13 protein-coding genes and 1 pseudogene are annotated in these 19,055 nt (G+C 57.1%); 8 read left to right on the top strand and 6 right to left on the bottom strand.

Annotated features, from left to right (window positions below):
- Positions 1 to 280: 280 nt before the first annotated feature.
- Together ACVWYQ_RS16625 and ACVWYQ_RS16620 are read right to left on the bottom strand one after the other, a co-directional pair.
- Positions 281 to 1,153, bottom strand: coding sequence for an isocitrate lyase/phosphoenolpyruvate mutase family protein (locus ACVWYQ_RS16625; protein ID WP_456725998.1), 873 nt, complete (start codon positions 1,151 to 1,153; stop codon positions 281 to 283).
- 12 nt (positions 1,154 to 1,165) lie between these two features.
- Positions 1,166 to 2,365, bottom strand: a complete 1,200-nt coding sequence (locus ACVWYQ_RS16620; RefSeq protein ID WP_456725997.1) for a pyridoxal phosphate-dependent aminotransferase — start codon at positions 2,363 to 2,365, stop codon at positions 1,166 to 1,168.
- An 855-nt stretch (positions 2,366 to 3,220) separates the two neighbouring features.
- On the opposite strand from ACVWYQ_RS16620, the gene ACVWYQ_RS16615 reads away from it, so the two are divergent.
- Positions 3,221 to 3,457 (top strand): hypothetical protein, encoded by a 237-nt coding sequence (locus ACVWYQ_RS16615; protein WP_456725996.1) that lies wholly within the window; start codon positions 3,221 to 3,223, stop codon positions 3,455 to 3,457.
- Positions 3,458 to 3,606: 149 nt separating this feature from the next.
- Here ACVWYQ_RS16615 and ACVWYQ_RS16610 read toward each other — a convergent pair.
- From ACVWYQ_RS16610 to ACVWYQ_RS16600, 3 genes and pseudogenes are all read right to left on the bottom strand, one after another.
- Positions 3,607 to 4,243 (bottom strand): annotated as a pseudogene (locus tag ACVWYQ_RS16610) (SOS response-associated peptidase).
- 12 nt (positions 4,244 to 4,255) lie between these two features.
- Positions 4,256 to 4,735, bottom strand: a complete 480-nt coding sequence (locus ACVWYQ_RS16605) for a hypothetical protein (protein ID WP_456725995.1) — start codon at positions 4,733 to 4,735, stop codon at positions 4,256 to 4,258.
- Between the two features lie 3 nt (positions 4,736 to 4,738).
- A complete protein-coding gene (locus ACVWYQ_RS16600; RefSeq protein ID WP_456725994.1) occupies positions 4,739 to 5,695 on the bottom strand; it encodes a toll/interleukin-1 receptor domain-containing protein in 957 nt (318 codons plus the stop codon).
- 410 nt (positions 5,696 to 6,105) lie between these two features.
- Here ACVWYQ_RS16600 and ACVWYQ_RS16595 point away from each other — a divergent pair, with 410 nt between their 5' ends.
- The 5 genes from ACVWYQ_RS16595 to asnB all read left to right on the top strand — a co-directional run bounded on the left by ACVWYQ_RS16595 (position 6,106) and on the right by asnB (position 12,722).
- Positions 6,106 to 6,354, top strand: coding sequence for a hypothetical protein (locus ACVWYQ_RS16595; RefSeq protein WP_456725993.1), 249 nt, complete (start codon positions 6,106 to 6,108; stop codon positions 6,352 to 6,354).
- 205 nt (positions 6,355 to 6,559) lie between these two features.
- Complete coding sequence (locus ACVWYQ_RS16590) at positions 6,560 to 6,817, top strand: Y-family DNA polymerase (RefSeq protein WP_456725992.1); 258 nt, start codon at positions 6,560 to 6,562, stop codon at positions 6,815 to 6,817.
- Between the two features lie 1,776 nt (positions 6,818 to 8,593).
- Positions 8,594 to 9,190 (top strand): hypothetical protein, encoded by a 597-nt coding sequence (locus ACVWYQ_RS16585; protein WP_456727166.1) that lies wholly within the window; start codon positions 8,594 to 8,596, stop codon positions 9,188 to 9,190.
- A 759-nt stretch (positions 9,191 to 9,949) separates the two neighbouring features.
- The gene (locus ACVWYQ_RS16580) at positions 9,950 to 10,552 is read left to right on the top strand and encodes a CDP-alcohol phosphatidyltransferase family protein (protein ID WP_456725991.1); all 603 of its coding nucleotides are present in this window, start codon (positions 9,950 to 9,952) and stop codon (positions 10,550 to 10,552) included.
- A 280-nt stretch (positions 10,553 to 10,832) separates the two neighbouring features.
- Positions 10,833 to 12,722: an asparagine synthase (glutamine-hydrolyzing) gene (gene asnB, locus ACVWYQ_RS16575; protein ID WP_456725990.1), complete on the top strand. Its 1,890-nt coding sequence runs from the start codon at positions 10,833 to 10,835 to the stop codon at positions 12,720 to 12,722.
- A gap of 480 nt (positions 12,723 to 13,202) precedes the next feature.
- Here the strand turns inward: asnB and ACVWYQ_RS16570 are convergent, their stop codons facing one another.
- Positions 13,203 to 14,381, bottom strand: coding sequence for an MFS transporter (locus ACVWYQ_RS16570; RefSeq protein ID WP_456727165.1), 1,179 nt, complete (start codon positions 14,379 to 14,381; stop codon positions 13,203 to 13,205).
- A gap of 2,131 nt (positions 14,382 to 16,512) precedes the next feature.
- On the opposite strand from ACVWYQ_RS16570, the gene ACVWYQ_RS16565 reads away from it, so the two are divergent.
- Complete coding sequence (locus ACVWYQ_RS16565) at positions 16,513 to 18,054, top strand: hypothetical protein (RefSeq protein ID WP_456725989.1); 1,542 nt, start codon at positions 16,513 to 16,515, stop codon at positions 18,052 to 18,054.
- Between the two features lie 553 nt (positions 18,055 to 18,607).
- On the top strand, positions 18,608 to 18,991 hold the full coding sequence (locus ACVWYQ_RS16560) for an ABC transporter ATP-binding protein (protein ID WP_456725988.1): 384 nt from the start codon (positions 18,608 to 18,610) through the stop codon (positions 18,989 to 18,991).
- Positions 18,992 to 19,055 lie beyond the last annotated feature (64 nt).

Genomic DNA, 19,055 nt, shown 5'->3' with positions numbered 1-19,055 from the left:
TTTATAGCCGGATTGCCGCTTATAAACGCATCTCGCGCTCAAAATCTGCCTTCTCGAGGATTCGAGCAAACTGGTTCGGCACTTCGATTGCTGTCGACGGCCTTCTAAGAGGTAATCTCCACATGCCGGGAAGGGAGCGACCGTTGATGTCGCAGTCGACATCGACGGCCGTCGAGCTGGCAGGCCCGAGACGTCTTAAGAGCGTTCAGAATTGCGCCTGAATCAGAGCTCGCTGCTGAGTGCCGTCTCAAAATCTCGCTGGCAGGTATCAGTTCAGCGTTCAGCGAAGGAAGCGAGCTTCAGCCGCCTTGACCTCTTCCATCTTCTGGATTCTGAAGATCTCATCGACCGGCAGAATATCCTTGTGGACATTCTGGACGCCACCATCCGCGATGATCCGGCGGAAGGTCTCCTGCATGGCGGTTGCAGCAGCACGAATGCCGTAATTGCCATAAATCATCATGCGGATGTTGCCGAGCATTTTGACCCGTTTGGCATCGAGGTCAGGGTAGGCGTTCGGCACGATCACCAGCGGCAGCGTTCCAGTCCAGGCGCGCGCAAAGCTTTCGATCTCGCAAGGAGTCTTGCTTTTCGAATGGATCAGGATCATGTCCGCGCCAGCCTCTACATAAGCGTGTGCCCGATGCAGGGCCTCCACTTCGCCGAGGCCGGCGATCAAGGCTTCCGTGCGGGCGATGACGAGGAAATCCGGATCTGATCTTGCCATGATGGCAGCCTCGATCTTCCCCTGGAATTCTTCAATGCGCAACAGGTCCTGGCGGCCCTCGGCAGCAAGGCTCGTTACTTTTGGAAAAGTCTTGTCCTCGATGACAACGCTACTAGCGCCGGCCTGCTCATATTCCGTGATAGCGTGAATGACGTTAATTGCATTGCCATAGCCTGTATCGATGTCCGCGACGATCGGAAGCCTGGTGCGTCCGGCGATCGCCCGCAGCATGTCGAGATGCTGTGTCATTGAGATCAGGCTCATATCGGGCAGCCCATAAAGCGCAGACAGCTCGAAACCGGACGCCCACACTCCGTCGAATCCGGCTTCTTCAGCGAGCATCGCTGAAAATGGGCTATGGGCGGCCATGACGTGGACAAGGCCGGTCTCGGCCATGCGGGCACGAAGGCGTTTGGCAGAGGACATCGGAAAATCCTTTTAGGACAGGCTCGCGCAGGCGGCGATGATCCGGTCGCAGGCGCGCGTGAGGTCCTGGAGCGAGGAAGCATAGGAGATGCGGATATAGGGCGAAGCCATGAAACCGCTGCCAGGCACGACAGCCACGGCAAAAGCATCGAGCAGATACATGGCAAAATCACCGTCGGTCTCGATCATCTTGCCCTCTGGCGTGCGCTTGCCAATGATCCCCGCGCAGGAGGGGAAAACATAAAAGGCACCGTCCGGTACACGGCAAGCAAGCCCCTTGGCTTGGTTCAGCTTGGCGATAACAAGATCGCGTCGCTGCATAAACGCGCGCGCGAACTCTGTGATATGGTCCCGTCTCCCTGACAGCGCCTCCAGCGCGGCATATTGAGAAACCGAGCTAGTGTGCGAAGAGGTCTGGCCCTGGATGAGGTTCATGGCCTTGATCAGCGCCAAAGGCCCGGCACCGTAGCCGACGCGCCAGCCAGTCATCGCGTCTGCCTTGGACACCCCGTTGACCGTTAAGGTACGCTCGCACAGGTCCGGTGCAACTGCTGCCATTGTTGCAAAGTCGGCGTCATAGGTGAGTTTTTCATAGATGTCGTCGGACAGCACATGCACCTGGGCATGCTTGCGCAGTACCGCCGCGAGCGCGAGCAAATCACTGCGGCTGTAGACCGCACCGGTCGGATTGCATGGCGAATTCAACATCAACCATTTGGTGCGCGGCGTGATCGCCTCGTCTAGTGCCTCGGGGCGCAGCTTGAAGCCATCGCGTTCACTGCAGGCGACGAGCACCGGCTTCCCACCTGCAAGCGCCACCATGTCGGGATAAGAGACCCAGCACGGCGTCGGGATCACAACCTCATCGCCCGGATCGAGGCTGGCAAATAGAGCGTTGAACACAACCTGCTTGGCGCCGCAGCCCACCGTGATCTGGTCGATACCGTAGTTGAGGCCATGATCGCGACGGAGGCTCTCGCCAATTGCTGCCCGCAATTGCTTGATTCCGGCGACCGCCGTGTACTTCGTCTGCCCGGCACGGATGGCCCGGATGCCAGCTTCACAGATGACGGACGGCGTATCGAAATCGGGCTCGCCTTGACTGAGCGTGATCACATCAGTTCCCTGATCTCGCAGCTCGGCGGCGCGAGCCGTCATGACCTTGGTTTGAGAGGGACGGACGACCTTGAGCCGGTCTGAAACGAGAGACAAGACACAATATCCTACGCGTTCGAATGAGCGGTTACATGGGATCTATCCGAACTCGAACGACCAAACGAGCCAGGTGATCGCGGCTTTGGATAAAATCATCGAAGATTACGATAACCGTAGCACTTTTCGTGTGACTCTGTTGGGCGATCGCACGAGTCGTTTGCGTCCAGCTCCTCCTCATCATCGGCCTGCCGATCATCGGATAGTTGCAAGCACATATCGATTTATTCGATGTGTGTCATTCTGGCGTAGCAGTTCAGGCTTCTAAGGTCGCGCACAATCGCGAAATTGCGCAACACAAGCGCTCGATTTCGGGATCCAGAGTGTGCCGGTCGATAAGGCTTAAACCAGCCATCCGACGGCGCTCGGTAGTCGGCGATACTGCATACGTGTGGATGTTGCGCATAGTTGCGTATGCACCGAGGATTCCACGAGGGCACGGAAACCCGGCGCTCCGCTGGTTAAAGTTCTTGAATTTCGAGTTCGTTCACCAAGCCATGCTACTATTGATTGCATGATCAACAGAAGGACAGCGCGCGGGCGGCACCTGCGATCAAGGCGGTTTTCAGCAATCGTCCAGGCATCTCGGTGCCGCGCTGTGGTTCATTCAAGACCGCCGCCTTCAAACTGGCGTGCCTCGCCAAAGCGCACGGGGAAGTTTCAACGTGAGATTCTCTTGCAAGGAAGAACGTCGCGCGTTTGCGCGATGAGCGTTCCGCTCACCTTCTTTCAAGAGTCAATTTCAGTGAATGAGGATGCGGCAATCAGGCTAGGTCTCAATCAAGATATTTTCGAGGGATGTGCATTTCAGGGGGAACGATATGAAGAATATTGTGAGTGAGGGGTGGCTCGCCGATGCCGCCCGAGAAGCATCTAGCCGAATTTTTACGGGACAACCTTAACCGTCGCGGCGCGATGGATTTGGCGAAGCGTCTCGAAGGCTATTGGCACGGAAAGGGTTACTTCGATGCGCGCTTCTGGGCTGAGCCGATTGAGGAGCGTTTCGATAAGATCGGGACTCACGAAATCTACCGTGTGAGCTGCAATCTCATAAATGGTCTGCCGCCGTCACACCCTATCAACATGGAATAGCGGAACGCCCTTTGGAGGGGCAAGGCACCGGTCGGGGAGATCGCGATCAACGTGAACTCGCCATGGGAGGATCGAAACGCGTTTCGCTTTTCATCGGCCGCTCAAGAACGCCCGATCGGACGACGGCTGCGAACATGTAGCCACTGTTGTCACCCAGAAGCGCCGTCCTCTTTTTCGCCTGTCGCGACAATCTTTAACGCGCCGTCTGGCAAAGGTCTTTGGAGTGTGAGCGCGTCCTTGGCGTCTGCGGTCAACCAGTACTCAATTTCGTCCGCGCTGGTCAGGATGACGGGCATGGCTTTGGGATGTATGGCGCCTACTTCTGCATTGGCGTCTGTCGTCAGGAATCCGAACAGTTGATGTTCGCCCTCGACAGGATTGGCCTTCGTGCCACGTCGTCCAGATGACTGCGAAACACGCGAGGGGTCGCGTATCGTCGAGCGCAAACCATGTCGGTATCTTGCGCGGTTTTGTGTCCGCGTATTCGCAGAACGATCTGAACGGCACGACGCAACGGTTTGCGGGTTTTATCCACGCTCGCCAATGCACGCTTTTCGTGTTGCGGATATTTGTGATCGGCGCTCCGCCGAACTGGGGCGGCCCCGGCATACCCCAACGCGCGAGCATCAATTCCCGGACGCCATCGGGAGCGTTGCGCACGATCGGCGCGGGATAGTCAGGAAAGATTCCAGGCATCGGCGGCAAGTTGCCCGATTGATCGCACATGGCGCGCGCCAACTCGATGATGGCAGCTTGCCCCTTGGTGACGGAGTAGAGATTACACATGCCTGAACGAAGTTAGGTAGGAGCAACAGTAATGTCGACCTTGGCAAGGACCTGTTTTTCTTCGCCCCGCCACAGGACGACGTTCCACCGTGAGAATCCCGCAGCCATGTTTTCTCGGCTGGGCGGCAAGCCGGTCATTACCGGAAAATGCACGTTGCCGTGAAAACTGCCGCGCTCGCCTTTGGCAACAATAGTCAGTTCGCTCTCGCGCCGGACCATGACGCCAAGCGCCGGGTATCTGTCTTCGGCATCAAACAAGGTGTTCTCATCTAACTCGATGCGCACATTGGGAATAATGACCCCTTTCCATGCCGTGTTGTTGGTGCATGGCAATGACCAGAAGCGGTGATCGCCATCAAGGCAGATGGCTATCGGAGATCCTTGTGCCGAAGTCACAAGGCAGCCGCGCTCATACTTGGTGCGCGGTAGAACGAGGCTCAAGCCGGAAGCGTCAGCAAGACAGCCAACCGAGAATTCATCAGGAGACAACATTGTTCACCGTATATGTTGCAAGGGTTCAATGAACATCGACCAGTAAAGCTCGGCTGCGCCTTCCGGACTAAGCTTCTCCCGCTCGTTGCTTCGTGTCATCGACAGGCCCATTGAGCGAAAATAGAGAGACTGATCATCAGCTTCGGCGGTCAGCATTTCGTTGTACGAATTGTTTTCGGACGTCTCTTTCGAAAGATAGGCGATGCCGTGAGCCATGGCTGCGCCGCCCATGAAGATCGTGCATTGCGCGGCGTTCTGTCCATTCTTGTAAGTCTTCGCGGTGAACCGATTGGCGTCAATTTTTCGGAACGTGGCTTCGATCCCGGGATTTCGCGCGGCGAGCTCGGCAATCGAGTTCTCGAAATATCGCGCAATGTAATCGAACCCCTCGATCCGGAATTGATCCTTGTCCCGGTCGGTAAATTGTTTCGCAAGGCGCAGGTTGCTGCTGCGTGGTCCTGCTGGTTGCAAGGGTGCAGCGGGAGATTTCGCCCGTGCCTTGGGTGCAGGGGATGACGAGCCGCTTCGGCGTTCGGCGGCGGCACGCACGGCACGCGCAACTTCGAGCATAGCTTCGTCGCGATCGGCATACTGCGTGATCGGCTTACCGTCACGCGGCGTAGCATTCAATTTGCCGAATGGCGCGCCATGCCAGTCGCAGGCGCGAAGGATCACGGGGATGACGATGGCTTCGCCCGCTTCGTGACGCTCCATGGCACGAAGCATTTCTTTTTCATAGCAGTAATCGGAGGCGAGAAAATCGGAACTGACGAGAAGGAGGATGATGTCATCGGTCTCGACATGCTGATCAATCGCGGCGGCGAATTCCTGACCTGCGCCGATCCGCCGGTCATGCCAGACTTCGATCACGCCCTGGCGCTTGAGCAATGCAAGTTGCTTTTCGAGCTGGTCGCGCAAGGCTTCATCGGAGTGGGAATAAGAAAAAAATACGCTCGGCATGATCGCTCTGTACCAGCTTCCTCAACCTTGGGTGAGAGTGTCTGTATCATTTAAAGACTGATTCCGGCCCCGATAATGCGCCTTTCGGCTCCCAGCCCCAAGTTCCCGAGCCATCCTTTAATTCAGGGCGGACTTTTGTGCCGACGCCGTCAGGAACCCCGTAAAAACTGGGGGAATCTCAATACCCTTGACTCTCTCTCGGTGACTAGAACAAATATAGAACGGACGCATTCACCCGTCGAGGAGGCCCATGGATGGGGAATGCCAGCCCGCCAATTGCGCCGCCTGCTGGAGCGGGCGGAAGGGCGTCGGCATGCGGCGGAGTCAAAGTCTCGGAACTCGACGGCATTTGCCGAGCGGCGGGCTTCGTTTGGGCCATCTTCACGAGGTGATGGACCTGGCTTGCGACCTTGTTCACCGCAGGAATCGCGGCCCGTATTCGCGGGCCGGTGCTGTGGTGCCTGCGCGGGCGCGATCTCTTTGCACCTGCCCTTGCGCGCGTCGGCTTGGATTCTGATCGCGTCATCTATTGCGAGACCTGGAAGGACCGCGACGTGTTGCTCGCCATCGAAGATGGCTTGCGGTGCAAGGGCCTGGCTGCCGTCGTCGGGGAAGTCACGCGTCTTTTCGCTGAACGCTTCCCGGCGCTTGCAGCTTAGCGCCGAGGAAACAGGTGTAACGGCGCTGGCGATCCGCCGCTGGCGCAATAGGCCCGAGAAAAGCCTAACCAGTGAGGCGAACGCGTCCGATACGCGCTGGCGCGTGTCTCCGTGCCCTTCGCCGGAGAACATGGAGGATATGGGGCGTCAGCATTGGCGCATTGAATTGTGACGCGCGCGCGGGGGCGAATCGCGGAGTTGGATCATGGGGGCGTGCGATGCGAAGGGTTATCTCGCTCTTCCTGCCGTACTGGCCGAACGATCGGTTAAGCGAATGAGTCCGGGTATCGCTGCGAGGGATAAGCCTCTCGTGACGGCGACGATGGAAGGGCAGCGGCGTATCCTCGCGGCGGCCGATGAAGCGGCGCGCCGTGCCGGGCTATCGGTCGGCATGACCGTGACGCACGCGCAAACGCTTCTGCCTGATCTCTGCGTCGTCAACGCAACGCCATGCAGGCTTTAGAAGAGCCCTTGGGGCGCACGTCCCTATGCCGCACGGTGACGAACACGCTCTCGCGGGATTGCTCGTGCACAAGTGATCTCAATGTTCGGCAGGGAAGTCGTGGAGGACCGGCAGCGCGTCGAGATCCCTGACGGACATTCGCACACCGGGCCGTACTCGGCGCGGTATTTCTCGGCGAGAACATCTATCGCTGCTTTGTCGGACCCCGGTTTGGGCTGCTTGAGCGTGCTCCCGAGCGCGCTCCCGGTCCTGGTAGGTGCGTGGATCTTCGGCGTATGGTTGATAGTTCGCGGATCAGATAGTCAACCACAACGACCTAGGCCAAGCACTCCGTTCGAGGCAATCTAGGCGTGACGGCAGGTGCTTGAAGTTCGACGGATCTTCGCTTGTGGAACACCGGTCCGTCCGTCTCTACGCACACGATGAGCAGACACGCTACTGATGAAGAACAAATCGTTGCGGTGATTAGTGCGATGTGTCGTGTAACAGAAACGCTCGAGGAGCTGGTACTATTGACAAATGAACGAGGCGATAGTGCAGCATCCGGTTATCATCCTCAGGATAGGAGAGAGATTGGTTCCGTTGGCTTTTTCGAGGCAGCGTGGAAGCGATGCTCGCTTTTTGGCTATCCGACGGGCGGCAGAAAATCCTCGGGATCTAGACGAACATACAATGGTATCGACAAGACCCCACTTCGTAGCGCGCTCTAGGTAAGCCGAGTGGTGATAGGAGCATGCGCCGAGGGCGCAAATGAGAGCCGGTGTCCCTCAATGCTTAGCCGTAATGGTGTGGCGGCCGAGATCGTGGCAAGTAGTTCGTATGCGAGTTGTCTGGAAGTGTGTGGCATCTACAAGTCCAGCCCGCGCCCGGTGAAGGTTGCGAAGGTGGGCCCAGCAATTTCTCATGCCAGTATCATTCGTATGGCGCGTCACCGTGCTAGCAGGCTGGTAAAATTCATGCTTCGGCTGCCGGGCAGCAGGAAAATTCGCGGCTGAACCAAGCGACTGCTGCACGAAGCCCTTTTGGCGAAGAGGACAAGGACGCTCATCGAGAAGCCCGGCTGGAGCGCGGCCGCGCATATTTGGTTCGACGGCACGGCTGTCGAGCAAATGCCCGATCTCGTACACTCTCGCACTTTGCCGGCAGCGAGGCATCTACGAGGTGACGGAGGTTGCCCGGCTGGTCGACGAGCACCGGACCATCCTCAATACCGGCGCTACGCGAGACAATCACGAGGAGTTTTTGTGGCAACTCCTGAATGTCGAGCTTCAAGTCCCGGAGATTGCGGCCAGAGTTCGTAGGGAGCGTCTCGATGAGGTCTTCCCCGTTGATGGCCCGCATCCAGGATTTTCCGCAGCTTGGCTTGCCACTGTCAGACGTGGCAGTTGACGAGCTTTACAGATTGACGTCGGACGGTAGTCGCATTTGTCGGAGCTTAACGGGTAAGGTCGTCCGCGACATCATCACCGAAATTACCTTGCGCAAGATTCCAACCGGGACTCGCTGCTTTGGCAGGGAAATTGCGCGGGAGGCACGACTTCCGTTCTCACGTTATGACGATCTGCGAACCGCGGTTCGGATCCGTAATTGGCGATCCCGACCTACTGCGGAACGAGCTTTCGGACGACATGTCGTGTCCATCCTGGACCTGCTCGCCTATACAGATGGTGCGACTTGCTTTGTGAAGTTGCCCGAGGCCCATCGGAAACGCGCGTGGTTGCTTCAGGCAATTCCATCCTGGGGTTGGTCAAGAGGATACTCGAATGAGCGCAATGGCTGCGCCTACTGGAGACGACGCTCAGGGACGGTAGCTATGCTATCAACTTCCAGTTCACCGCGCGCGATACGGCCGTCATCGCTGGACAGCTCGAGGCTGCTGGCTTCGAACTAATCGAGATCGGACACGGGGTTGGTCTTGGAGCCTCGCAGCGACATTGCCACCGCGCCGCGGAAACGGACGAGGCCTATTTGAGCCGCCGCCGCAGACACGTTGAAGCGCGCCAAGTGGGGTATGTTCTGCATCCCCGGGTCGCGACCTTAGGGCAAATCGATATGGCCGCGGACTATGGCATGAAGTTCATCCGTATAGGAACCGACGTCGCCGACGTTCCTGATTCCAAGGAGTATCGCCCGGACGGATGCCGATCGCTTCGATCGCCTTCAACAGATCGTCCCGGGTGTAGTGATAATCCACCATCGCTACTAACTCCCCAAGGCGGTGCGGGAGAAGACGATCATCGCGACCCAGGCGGCCGGGATATTCGTCGTGGGTTCCGGCAGAAAGATAACATCTTTCGGAACGATCGTCATCAGGAAGGCTTGGTCAGCGGGTCCAGAATTCAATCAGCGCTCCGACCTGTCTGGAGTTCGTAAGACAGCCTATCGTCCTCCGAAGGACAGCGAGTGTACTCGCGAAATCTCCAATGCGCCTCATCTTGTTGGCGGTAGCAACGATCACCAGCATGGCGGCTTCCGCTTCGCGCCCTGTCATTCGCGATTCGCTCGCAGGTGGAGGACGGCTGGTGGGGAGATCGTGCTCTGACGCATCCTGTTGTCCAACAGGTGCGCGGGCAGTTGTGCGTCAGGGCGTACCCAAGGTCTACTCGTTGCATGCGCCCGAGCTCGGAAAAGCAAGGAGCACCAGCCCATCCATGAGAAATCTTAAGTCACAATGGCTAGAATTAGTAGTTTACCGACGCGTTGGAACGCGCCAACGTAGGTTGATGGTGATGTTAGCATGGGGAGTTCGGCCCACTCACGCCTTGATCCGCGCAAATCACGAGCTCTCGTTTATGCTCTCTCGGCCACAATCGCCGAGAGGAGGGGGACTCTAGACCTCGGTCTCTCGATCTCTCCGGCGGTTGGCTATCGGGACGCGCACGAAGCATCCTGGACCGAACTGGTCGATGCCATCGAACGCATGGCCGATACAACCTATGGGCACTAGTGGATGCAGACATGGACTTCGCAATTTCAACAACGCGCGCATCGTTGCAGCAAGCTCCATCAGCACGTCGAGAGCGTGTTTTGGCCAGTCCATCTCGTTTCGAGAAGCTGCATGGAGTTCTATGGCAGCGGCTCGACGGCGAATTGTGAGGACCGCTGTCACATTGCACTGGATCGAGGCACCCAATGATCGCGTACCTATCCGACCGCGCTAATAGCGTTACAGCACTCGGAATACTATGTTCTGGTGCGGCGATAGGGCTGATTGTGAGAGGAAACTATGAGGCGGGTATAGCTCTCGGGCTTTGGGCGATAATCGCTGATGACGTGGATGGCGCAATTGCCCGGCGCACACTGAATCGAACAATGGCCACCAAGGCCATCGGTAAATCCCTCGATGGGTTCTCGGACCTCATGTTCGGATCAGTTATCCCGGCAATTGTGATTGCATCGGTGATCAATTCTCCAGCCTCTGCGGTGTTCTCGGCGTTCCTTTTATTGATCGGCGCCCTTCGGCTAGCATATTTCGACTATTTCGGCCTGAGCGATCAGGATTATTCGACCGGTCTACCTCTCTCATACGACTTGCCAGTGCTGGCGGTGGTCTTCCTAATCCACCGTATCGTCACACCACTCGAGCTAACTGTCATTCTTCCGACGATCTTTGCGCCACTATCGTTGCTCCACATCGCACCTTTCAAGATCAAAGCCGCAGGCACTCTCGTTCATCTGCTCACAATCTCAATTGCGATCATTGGGTCCGTCAGCTTGCTGCTTACCACGCGCTGAGAATGCCATGAGGTCGAGAAATGTCGATCTTAAGTGACGGGCTCGAATTTTCCGAAACCCGAGGATTCGCAGATGAGGTCGGGATTGCCGGATATTTTGATTCGGAGAGGCTCTGGGCGACGGTGGAGCAGGATTGCCGTTAGACCGCAGCCCGCCCTCTGAACGCGGACCTTGGCGCTGCACGGCGTCGTTCAAGCAATTCAAATCCATACAGAAGGGCGAGCGAGACTTCAACGCAGAGGACCAGACAGTCAGCTCAGCATGACCAGGAGGACAGGCTTTGTGTGGGATTTTCGGGTTCGTCGGGCGGGTAACTGATGAGGCGGCGACCGAGCGGAACGTCGCCCGTTGTGTTCAGTCGCTCGCCCATCGAGGACCTGACGCGAGTGGTATTTGCGTAACTGCGTCCTTTGCCTTTGCGCATCGAAGGCTTGCCATTATCGACGCGAACCCTCGGTCGAATCAACCCTTCCTCGATCAGGAGCTCGGCCTCGCAATCACGTACAACGGCGAGATCTACAACTACCGTGAATTGAGGCGGGATTTGCTCCGGCGCGGATACCGGTTTCGCACTGAATCCGACACAGAGGTAATATGCAAGGCATTCTCTTGTTGGGGCATTGCTAGCCTCAAACGCCTGCGGGGAATGTTTGCTTTCGCAATCTATGATCAAAAAAGCGGGACGGCGTTCCTCGTCAGAGATCGGCTTGGAATCAAACCGCTATACTACGCTCGGCTTGACAACGGCTTTGTCTTTGCCTCCCAGCCGTCCGCCATCCTGCATTGGCCGGGCGTTCGCTCGAAGCTCGATCCAGTTGGACTATCAAGTTTTCTTTCTTTTCGTTCCGTCTTCGGCGAGAGAACCTTATTTGCAGACGTTCGAAAGCTGCAACCCGGCCGCTGGATGAGGATAACTGCCCAATCGCACGAGGATGCGCGTTGGTGGGATCCAGCGCGACCCGATGATAACGATGCTTGCTCTTCACTCGAAGCGCTGATCGGCAGTGCCGTGGAGGAGCATCTCGTGGCCGACAACCCCGTCGCAGCGCTACTTTCCGGCGGCTTGGACTCCAGTGTCTTGGCTTTAGAGCTATCGAGGCGCGCTGCAAAAAAGCCAACATGTTTCACAGGAGTCGTATGTGGCGATGAGTACGATGAAAGCCATTTTGCTATCGAGGTGGCGGAATATCTCAAGCTCCCCCATGTCTTGGTTCAGCTGCCCGCCGCAACGAGCCTCGAGATCATCAAACGCCTCACCGCGTTACGAGGTCACCCAATCGGCATGCACAACGAAGCGGCGATGTATTTACTTGCTCGGTCGGTCGCCCACTCCCATAAAGTTCTCTTAACCGGTGAGGGCGCCGACGAGATTTTCTCGGGATATAGTCGGATATTCAGACTACCATTTGACCTTCGACGCCAGGCGTTCCTGTCCGTCTTGCCCGACGTCATTGCCAGCCCGGCGCGCCGTCGTCTTGGCCTTCCGACGGTCGAAGCGAAGGAGTTCGATTTCTTCCTCTCGCGATACACCTACTTCCCCCAAACCGAGAAGCTGAAACTCGCGACATCTGCGTGGAGAAAGGACGTCGTCGACGATGTGGAGCTGCTCACTTGGATGAATACGGCCTATCATTCGAGCGGCGCAACTCCTGACGACCGCATTAGGCTATTCTTTGTACAGCATCATCTACCGGCGCTGCTCGAAATGGTCGACAACACCACAATGGCGGCAGGCGTGGAGTCTCGAGTCCCTTTTACAGACCATCGAATTGTTGCGTTGGCTCTCGGCATGTTGCCCTCAGAACACCTGCGCTGGAAGGATGCGTTGTCGCCCGTCCGTGCGGCCTTCACGCCCATCCCGGCGTTCAGCGAAACACTTGACGTTTCCAAGTCTGCGCTACGAAGTCTCTATAAAAATCGTCTACCCGCTAGCGTGATCACGAGGAAGAAGCTCGGGTTTCCGTTGCCGTTGGGGAACTGGGCGGTCGACGAAAGCTCAGCACCCTTTCGCGACTTACTCTTCAAAGGATCCCCCGCGATCGCTGACTATCTCGACATAGGTGCTCTCCGGCGATGGTATGCGGACCGCTCTCGCGCCGCCGTGAATGATACATTCGGAAGACAACTCTGGTTGATCTGCAATCTGGAGATTTTCCTTTGTCAACTATAGTCATGGGGCTGTAGGAGGCGATACAAATGCCACGCGCCGTTCCGTAGCTCTCACTACGCCTGATCGTGCTACCGATTTTCAGCGCTTTCGCATTTGATCTACAACCCCGTGTTCGCGGCAGGCGGGCGTTCTACTTGGCGTTAAGAGATGGAATGTCCGAGAAGACTTCCTGCGGGGCGTAGCCGAAACGTCGGCTAAACTTTGCGACCGTCTAGACACAGGATTCGTGACTCCTTCCGCCACGACGGAACCGCGACTTGAGTCGAGCGAGACGCAGGAGCGAGCTGCACGCTCTGACTCCCAAAAGCTTGCAATTTCGATTGCCACCCTGCCTGGAACTTCGAGCTCTTGCGGAGTTCTGACGGCCGAAAAGTGTACTCTGCCGGCGCCAAGCGAACTAGTCCGCCTGCGAGCGATCAGCGGAGCGCGTACATTGTTTTAGCCGCTGCGAAACCCGTTCGTTGTCGGATCGCGTGGAACTTAGGTCTTGATTGATGCCCCGCCTCGTTTCTTCAACCTCATGCCTACGAGCACAAATGTGAGCATGCTTCCCACTCCGCAGCCCGCAAGAGACGCCAATGCAACGCTGATGCCATATTGAGTTTTGATGTAGCTGAAGAAAAATGGCGCAAAAGATGCCGTAGACAATCGGAAGCCACTTATCAAGCCGACTCGACTTCCGTACCCGTCCTGCCCGAACATCGACAGTGGCAGCGTTCCACGACAGATGCTGTTTAGACCGGAGCTGAATCCCAGCAAGACCACGAAGATCGTCATTCCAAGGACAGAGTGAGAAGCTAGCGCAACGATGACTGTAGCCATGGAGAGCAGAACGGATGAGAAAATGGTGAGTTGAATTGCGGAAGCTCTCGCGATGACCGAAGCTGCAAAAAGACGCATCAAAACCTGTGACGGTCCGAAGAGCGCTGAAACCAAAGCTCCCTCCAGTCCTGAGCAAATCGTTGAGACAATTGGGATCATCTGGACAAGGAACGCTGAAAAGGCAAATGTGGTGAGCGAAAAGCCAATCGTTATTAATACGAGATCAATCGCCTTGGGAGGGGACTGCGAGTTGACTTGCAAGTCTTCGATGCTATCCTGATCTCCGCAGCTTACGGAGCTCCTCCGAAGAGCCAAGACGATCAACGGGAGGGCAACGAGAACATTGCAGACTGCATAGATCGCAAGGACTTCTCTCCAGGATATCAAAGTGATCAACAAGGACGTGAGCGGCCAGAATAGTGTTGACGAAAGCCCAACGATCAACGTCAACAGGGTGATTTGTTGCTTTGCATGGGCCGCGTCTCGCTGGACCAAGAACACGAATGCAGCTTCATAGAGAAGAAAGGCTGCCGCTATTTCCATGCCGAATAGCGCGATGGCGAATACAACCGCATTACAAGATATTGCTGCCATTCCTAGGCAAACGGCTCCAGCAACCGAGGCGATTTTCATCGTTCTGCCGGCACCATATCGGTCCATAATACGACCGGCTATCATTGACATCAGCGCATTGGCAAATAGAGCGAAGGAAAAGCAGGCGAATATCCATTCCCCTGTGATTGCAAGATCGCGAGCAGCCTCGTTGGCAACAACAGCGACGCAATAGTAGAGAGTGCCGTAGCTGATGATTTCTACGACGGCCAGTGCCGCGAGCACCAAGTTGTCATCGTTCCAGATGGCCGCGAGCCTGCTCCTCGGTTGGGTTCTCATATTTGGTGGTCGCATCTGCTGAATCACCGGCTTGAAAACTGACGTGCTATAGAATCACCTGCCGCGCCAGATACATTGGATTGGCTACCATCTCGCGATGAACGGCCGTATGTAGTTGCTCGAACTAGAAGTGATCGCAGGCGCTGCCGTCTGAAGAACCCTTCGAAGTGAGGTAAGCAAGACGAAGCGAGGTTTGTGCGATCGGCATCAGTTAACTGACGCCCGACATCGAGCACGGCGACCGTAGAGGACAGGCTCGTCGCACCGCTCAAGTCAGTGCAAGGCCATCGAGCGAAAGCGCCAAGCCTGGTTGCTGGTTGATCGGCAACAACAAGATCAGGCATATCGACCAACGCTCGGTGTAGGTGCTCTGTGGAGAACGCCGGTCACAAGACTGACAACGACATGCACCAACACCATTGCGAACACCACGTCCTGCACCATCGGAAAAGGACGAGGAAAACGCGGCATTCACGATCAACCCGCCCGAGTGCGGAATTGCAGCTCGTGCTCCAACGACGATTGACCGGCCAGGTAGGAGCACCGGACGAAATTCATACCCGAGCTCCCTGTCATGCTGGCTAGTGCCCAAAGCAAAGAAGCGTCCGGCGGTGAACGTCCTTGGCAGCCGCGTGGTCCTTGTCGAAATACTTCATACTCTCGTTGATGGCGCAGATGCTGTTTCGAAAGTGTCCGCTCGGCCGGCGGCCATCGGAGAGTGCGCTCCGCAGTTGCATTTCATTCTCCATTCCGTCCGCGTCATGCGAACCCGATCGCATGAATGAGTAGGCACGTCGGGCGGTTGACGATATCTGACCGAATTTGAAGGTCTGTATAATTGTTCGGGCGGCTCGATTGGCTCTCTTGGTCCAAAACGAACTAGACCATTGGCTGCGTCGCTTGGGCAGCTACCAGATCTGATGGACCAGCTAGCTACTTCGCAGCACGTTGCTTCAGCGCATTGTTCGCCACTAGAGCGGTTGTCCGAATTGCGCGCGGGGGGCGCACGTATCCTGATCGACGTACGCGGCGGTGCCGCGGCGTCGCGAGTTGCTGGGGTCGCCTAGCGGGCCAGTTATCAGGAGAAGGAGGCGATCGAGGCGATCGCGACCTGCTGCGTCCGGAAACGGCTGCTTCCAACGGCGGAAAGAAGAAGCGTGATAAAAAATTGCGACGCAGACAAAGTCAGTTTCGGTAATGGTGGATTTCTGGTGAGGTAGACGCACTTCAGGCAGTCTGGATGCATCAAGCGATCAAGGGCTGCCGACGAACGGGATGAATGCTGATGGTGCTGCGACTCATGATCCTCAGGAACGTGCGCACCTTCCTATGACGTGCTGGATCACGAGGACTGGGCCAGCTTGGTGTACCGGACTCTGGCATCGACTCTGCCCGTCGCCACAATCTCCGTCCGTCCTTGTCTGGTTCAAGGCTCTGCTGCGCCTGATCCTGAACGCCTGGGGGGCTGGTGCAGATCACGCTGACAAGAGCAATCGTTTCGCTTCTGCGACCAAACGAGCGAACGCGCTATCGTTGACCAGGCGTCGCCACGACTCTCGCGCCAGTTCGATGAGCAGCAATTTGCCGCCCGGTCAACTACCAAGGCCAGTAATTGATCTCGACGACAGAGGCTGGCTCTAATTGATTGAGGAATGTCGCGCCGATCAAACCACACTGCAGGGGGATGGCATGCAGCGTCAAGCACACCCTGCTTTTGCCAGCGGTCCTAATCGGCGCGCTGCTGCTCGGTCGCAAGAAATGCTGCGTGCCAAGATCTCCTCCAAGAGCGCGCTCTACTTCCTCATGGAAGCTCACAATGCGCTCTGCGGCGGGATTACCAAGCGCGTCGGTTTCACGGGTCTCTCGACATCCCTGTCAATTGCCTCCAGTCTAGGCCAAGGATCCCACCAGAGCATCATGGAACAAACTCGTCGACGTTGTCGAGCGCATCGTGGACTCGAAGAACTAACTCTCCTGCGGATCACACCCCTGCCGGCTCCGAAAATCGATGGTGTCGTCCACCTCGTCGTCATCGCATCTTGCGTTAGGGAATCCATCGTACTTGCAATGAGGGTGCATGAGTATTCGGCCTGAATTCCTCCAGGAATGCGCTCTGTCCGAACGGGACCACGGGCGCGGCTGGATCTACCGAAAGCTCGGCGTCGAGCCGTTCATTCAATGCGCCGGTGTCCGCACGAATTATGGAGGAAGCAATCCGAGCGATGAGGTCATCGCGGCAATGAACGCGGCTGCCCAGGCTTTCGTCGACCTGGATGAGCTCGCTGAAGCCGCAGGCGAAAGGATAGCTGAACTCGCCGGTGCCGAATGGGGTGTAATCACCGCCGGCACCGCAGCGGCACTTGCCTTGGCCACTGCAGCGTGCATTGCGGGGAATAATCCCGAGCTAATGTTGCGGTTACCGGACACGTCGGGGCTACGCAACAAAGCGTTGATTCCCTCCGATCAACGTTTTGCGTATGAACAGCCGATCCGCATCGCAGGCGCCGAAATTGTCAACATTGCCACGACAGAGGAGTTGGCGCTGGCATTGGATGGAAGTGTCGCAATGATCTGTCTGCTCGGTCGCATGGACGCTGCGTCGGTTTTGCCATTAAGCTCACTCCTCCCCTTGGCACGCGCGCAGGGGGTGCCGATTCTCGTCGACGCCGCCGGCCTTTCGCCAGAAAAGCCGGATCGCTGGATCGAGAATGGAGCCGACCTAGTTGTTTACGCGGGCGGCAAGTACATCCGCGGACCACAATCCACCGCAATCGTGCTTGGTAAGGAACGGCTTTGCAAGGCGATCTGGTGGAATGCAGCGCCTCACCAGGCATTTGGCCGGCCAATGAAGGTCGGCAAGGAGGAGGTGGTCGGGGCCGTACTCGCGTTCGACCGCTGGATCAATTTCCAGTCTGCGAAAGAGGAGCGCGATCAGTGGCTTCTACGATTGAAGCGGATTGAGAGTTACCTCAGACTGCTGCCAGGTGTCACCACGGAAGTGCTGTCGTGGGCCGGTTTTGCGACAGCTGTTCGGCTGAAAGTCATTTGGGATCCAGGCATTATTCCATTTGATGCGGAAGACCTAAGGCTTGCGCTGTTGCAACAACGGCCGCGGATCCTGATCCACGATTTTTGGTCCACGCCGACGTCGATCATACTGGATCCTGTAAATTTCTCCGACGACGAGGCCGAGATCGTGGGCCGCGCTTTGGCGACCGCATTTCGTAAGCCCCAATCCATCGCCCAACCTGCCTGCAACCTTCCTGCAGAAGTCAATTTCTCGGGCAACTGGCGTGCCGAAATGCAATTCCTTCATGGTTCTGCGATACATGAGATCAACATTCAGCAGAACGGCGAACTTGTATCGGGCGTTCATCATACTGCATCGTCATCCGGAGTCATATCTGGTGAAGTTCGTGGTCGCCACATCCAGTTCGAGGCTGTGCACCACCGAGTACCAATTTCGCTGTTTTACGGATTCGATGGCGAATTCGCCGAGGACGGCTCCATCAGTGGAAAGGTTCGGCTGGGCGGTACCACCAAAGAACATCTCGGGCCGGTGTTCAAAGGCCAATACGGTTTTGCGGAATGGCATGCAACACATGACCGCATAAGTTAGGATAACGCGACCGAAGTCACGCAAGCGTCAAGCCAAGCGAGGGGAGGCCCGATTGGCCATTCAGAGCGCCGATATCGGGTCCCCTCAACCGAGCCCTACTGGCTTAAACCAATATGTACCGGCGCAAATCGGATGGCGACGTCGAATTCGACAGAATCGACTCTGCCAAATTGGGCGTTAACTGCCGAAGCCGAAATTGCGCTGTAGCTCTTATGCCACGGGGCCCCGCAAATGAGCCCCGTTGACAAGCCTGTGGTTAGTGTCCTTGTCTTGCAACAAGCCCATTCTGTCTTTCAAGATTCGTTCGCCGTGCGCGACTCGCCGCCTGACCATCCGCGAGCAGGCTGGCGAGACCCTCGGCATTCATCGCCTCGGCACTGATCGTGCCGCAGGCGATCCGTACGAACTCATGAGCGGGTAGCCTCAACGAGCCGTGCGCGCGTTGGCGCCGCGGCAGGACTTCGTTGTGTCCGAAGAGCCAATCTCAGCTCTCCACGTACCGATCAAGTCAGGGGCATCAACCCCTTGGGCAAGCTGCAGGTAGAGCTTGGCCATGCTTATCATCGGCCACGATCTTCGTGCCGCGCGCCAGGTCAGCCTTCGCTTGGCGGTCATTTACCTTGCAGCATCGTCGGGAAGTGGACGCCGGATGACGTCTACAACGCGCTACTCCCCCTACACACAGGCGCTCGTCTCGGCAATCCCACATCCGAGGCGCCGCCGGACCGGACGGATCCTGCTACCAGACGATCCGCCGGTCCCCGTCGACAGATCGGCAGGCTGCGCCTTCCACCGGGTTGCCATGAGGCCAGACCGGGCTGCTGCCGAGCAGCCGCCCCCAAAGTCGGGGAGAAACATCATGCAGCTTTCATGTCCTGCATGTCACCGCCGAGGCGACGCCCGCCGCTCAGAGGCGCAGCGATGCTGCGAGCCGTGAGTTTGGCGCGGGCGATCATGACGTTCGGCCTGGTCCCCGACCCAGATGTGACCACAAAAACGAT

Source organism: Bradyrhizobium sp. USDA 3397, assembly GCF_054060965.1.
Note: the sequence above shows the minus strand (reverse complement) of the source record. Positions and strands in the feature narration are given on the sequence as shown.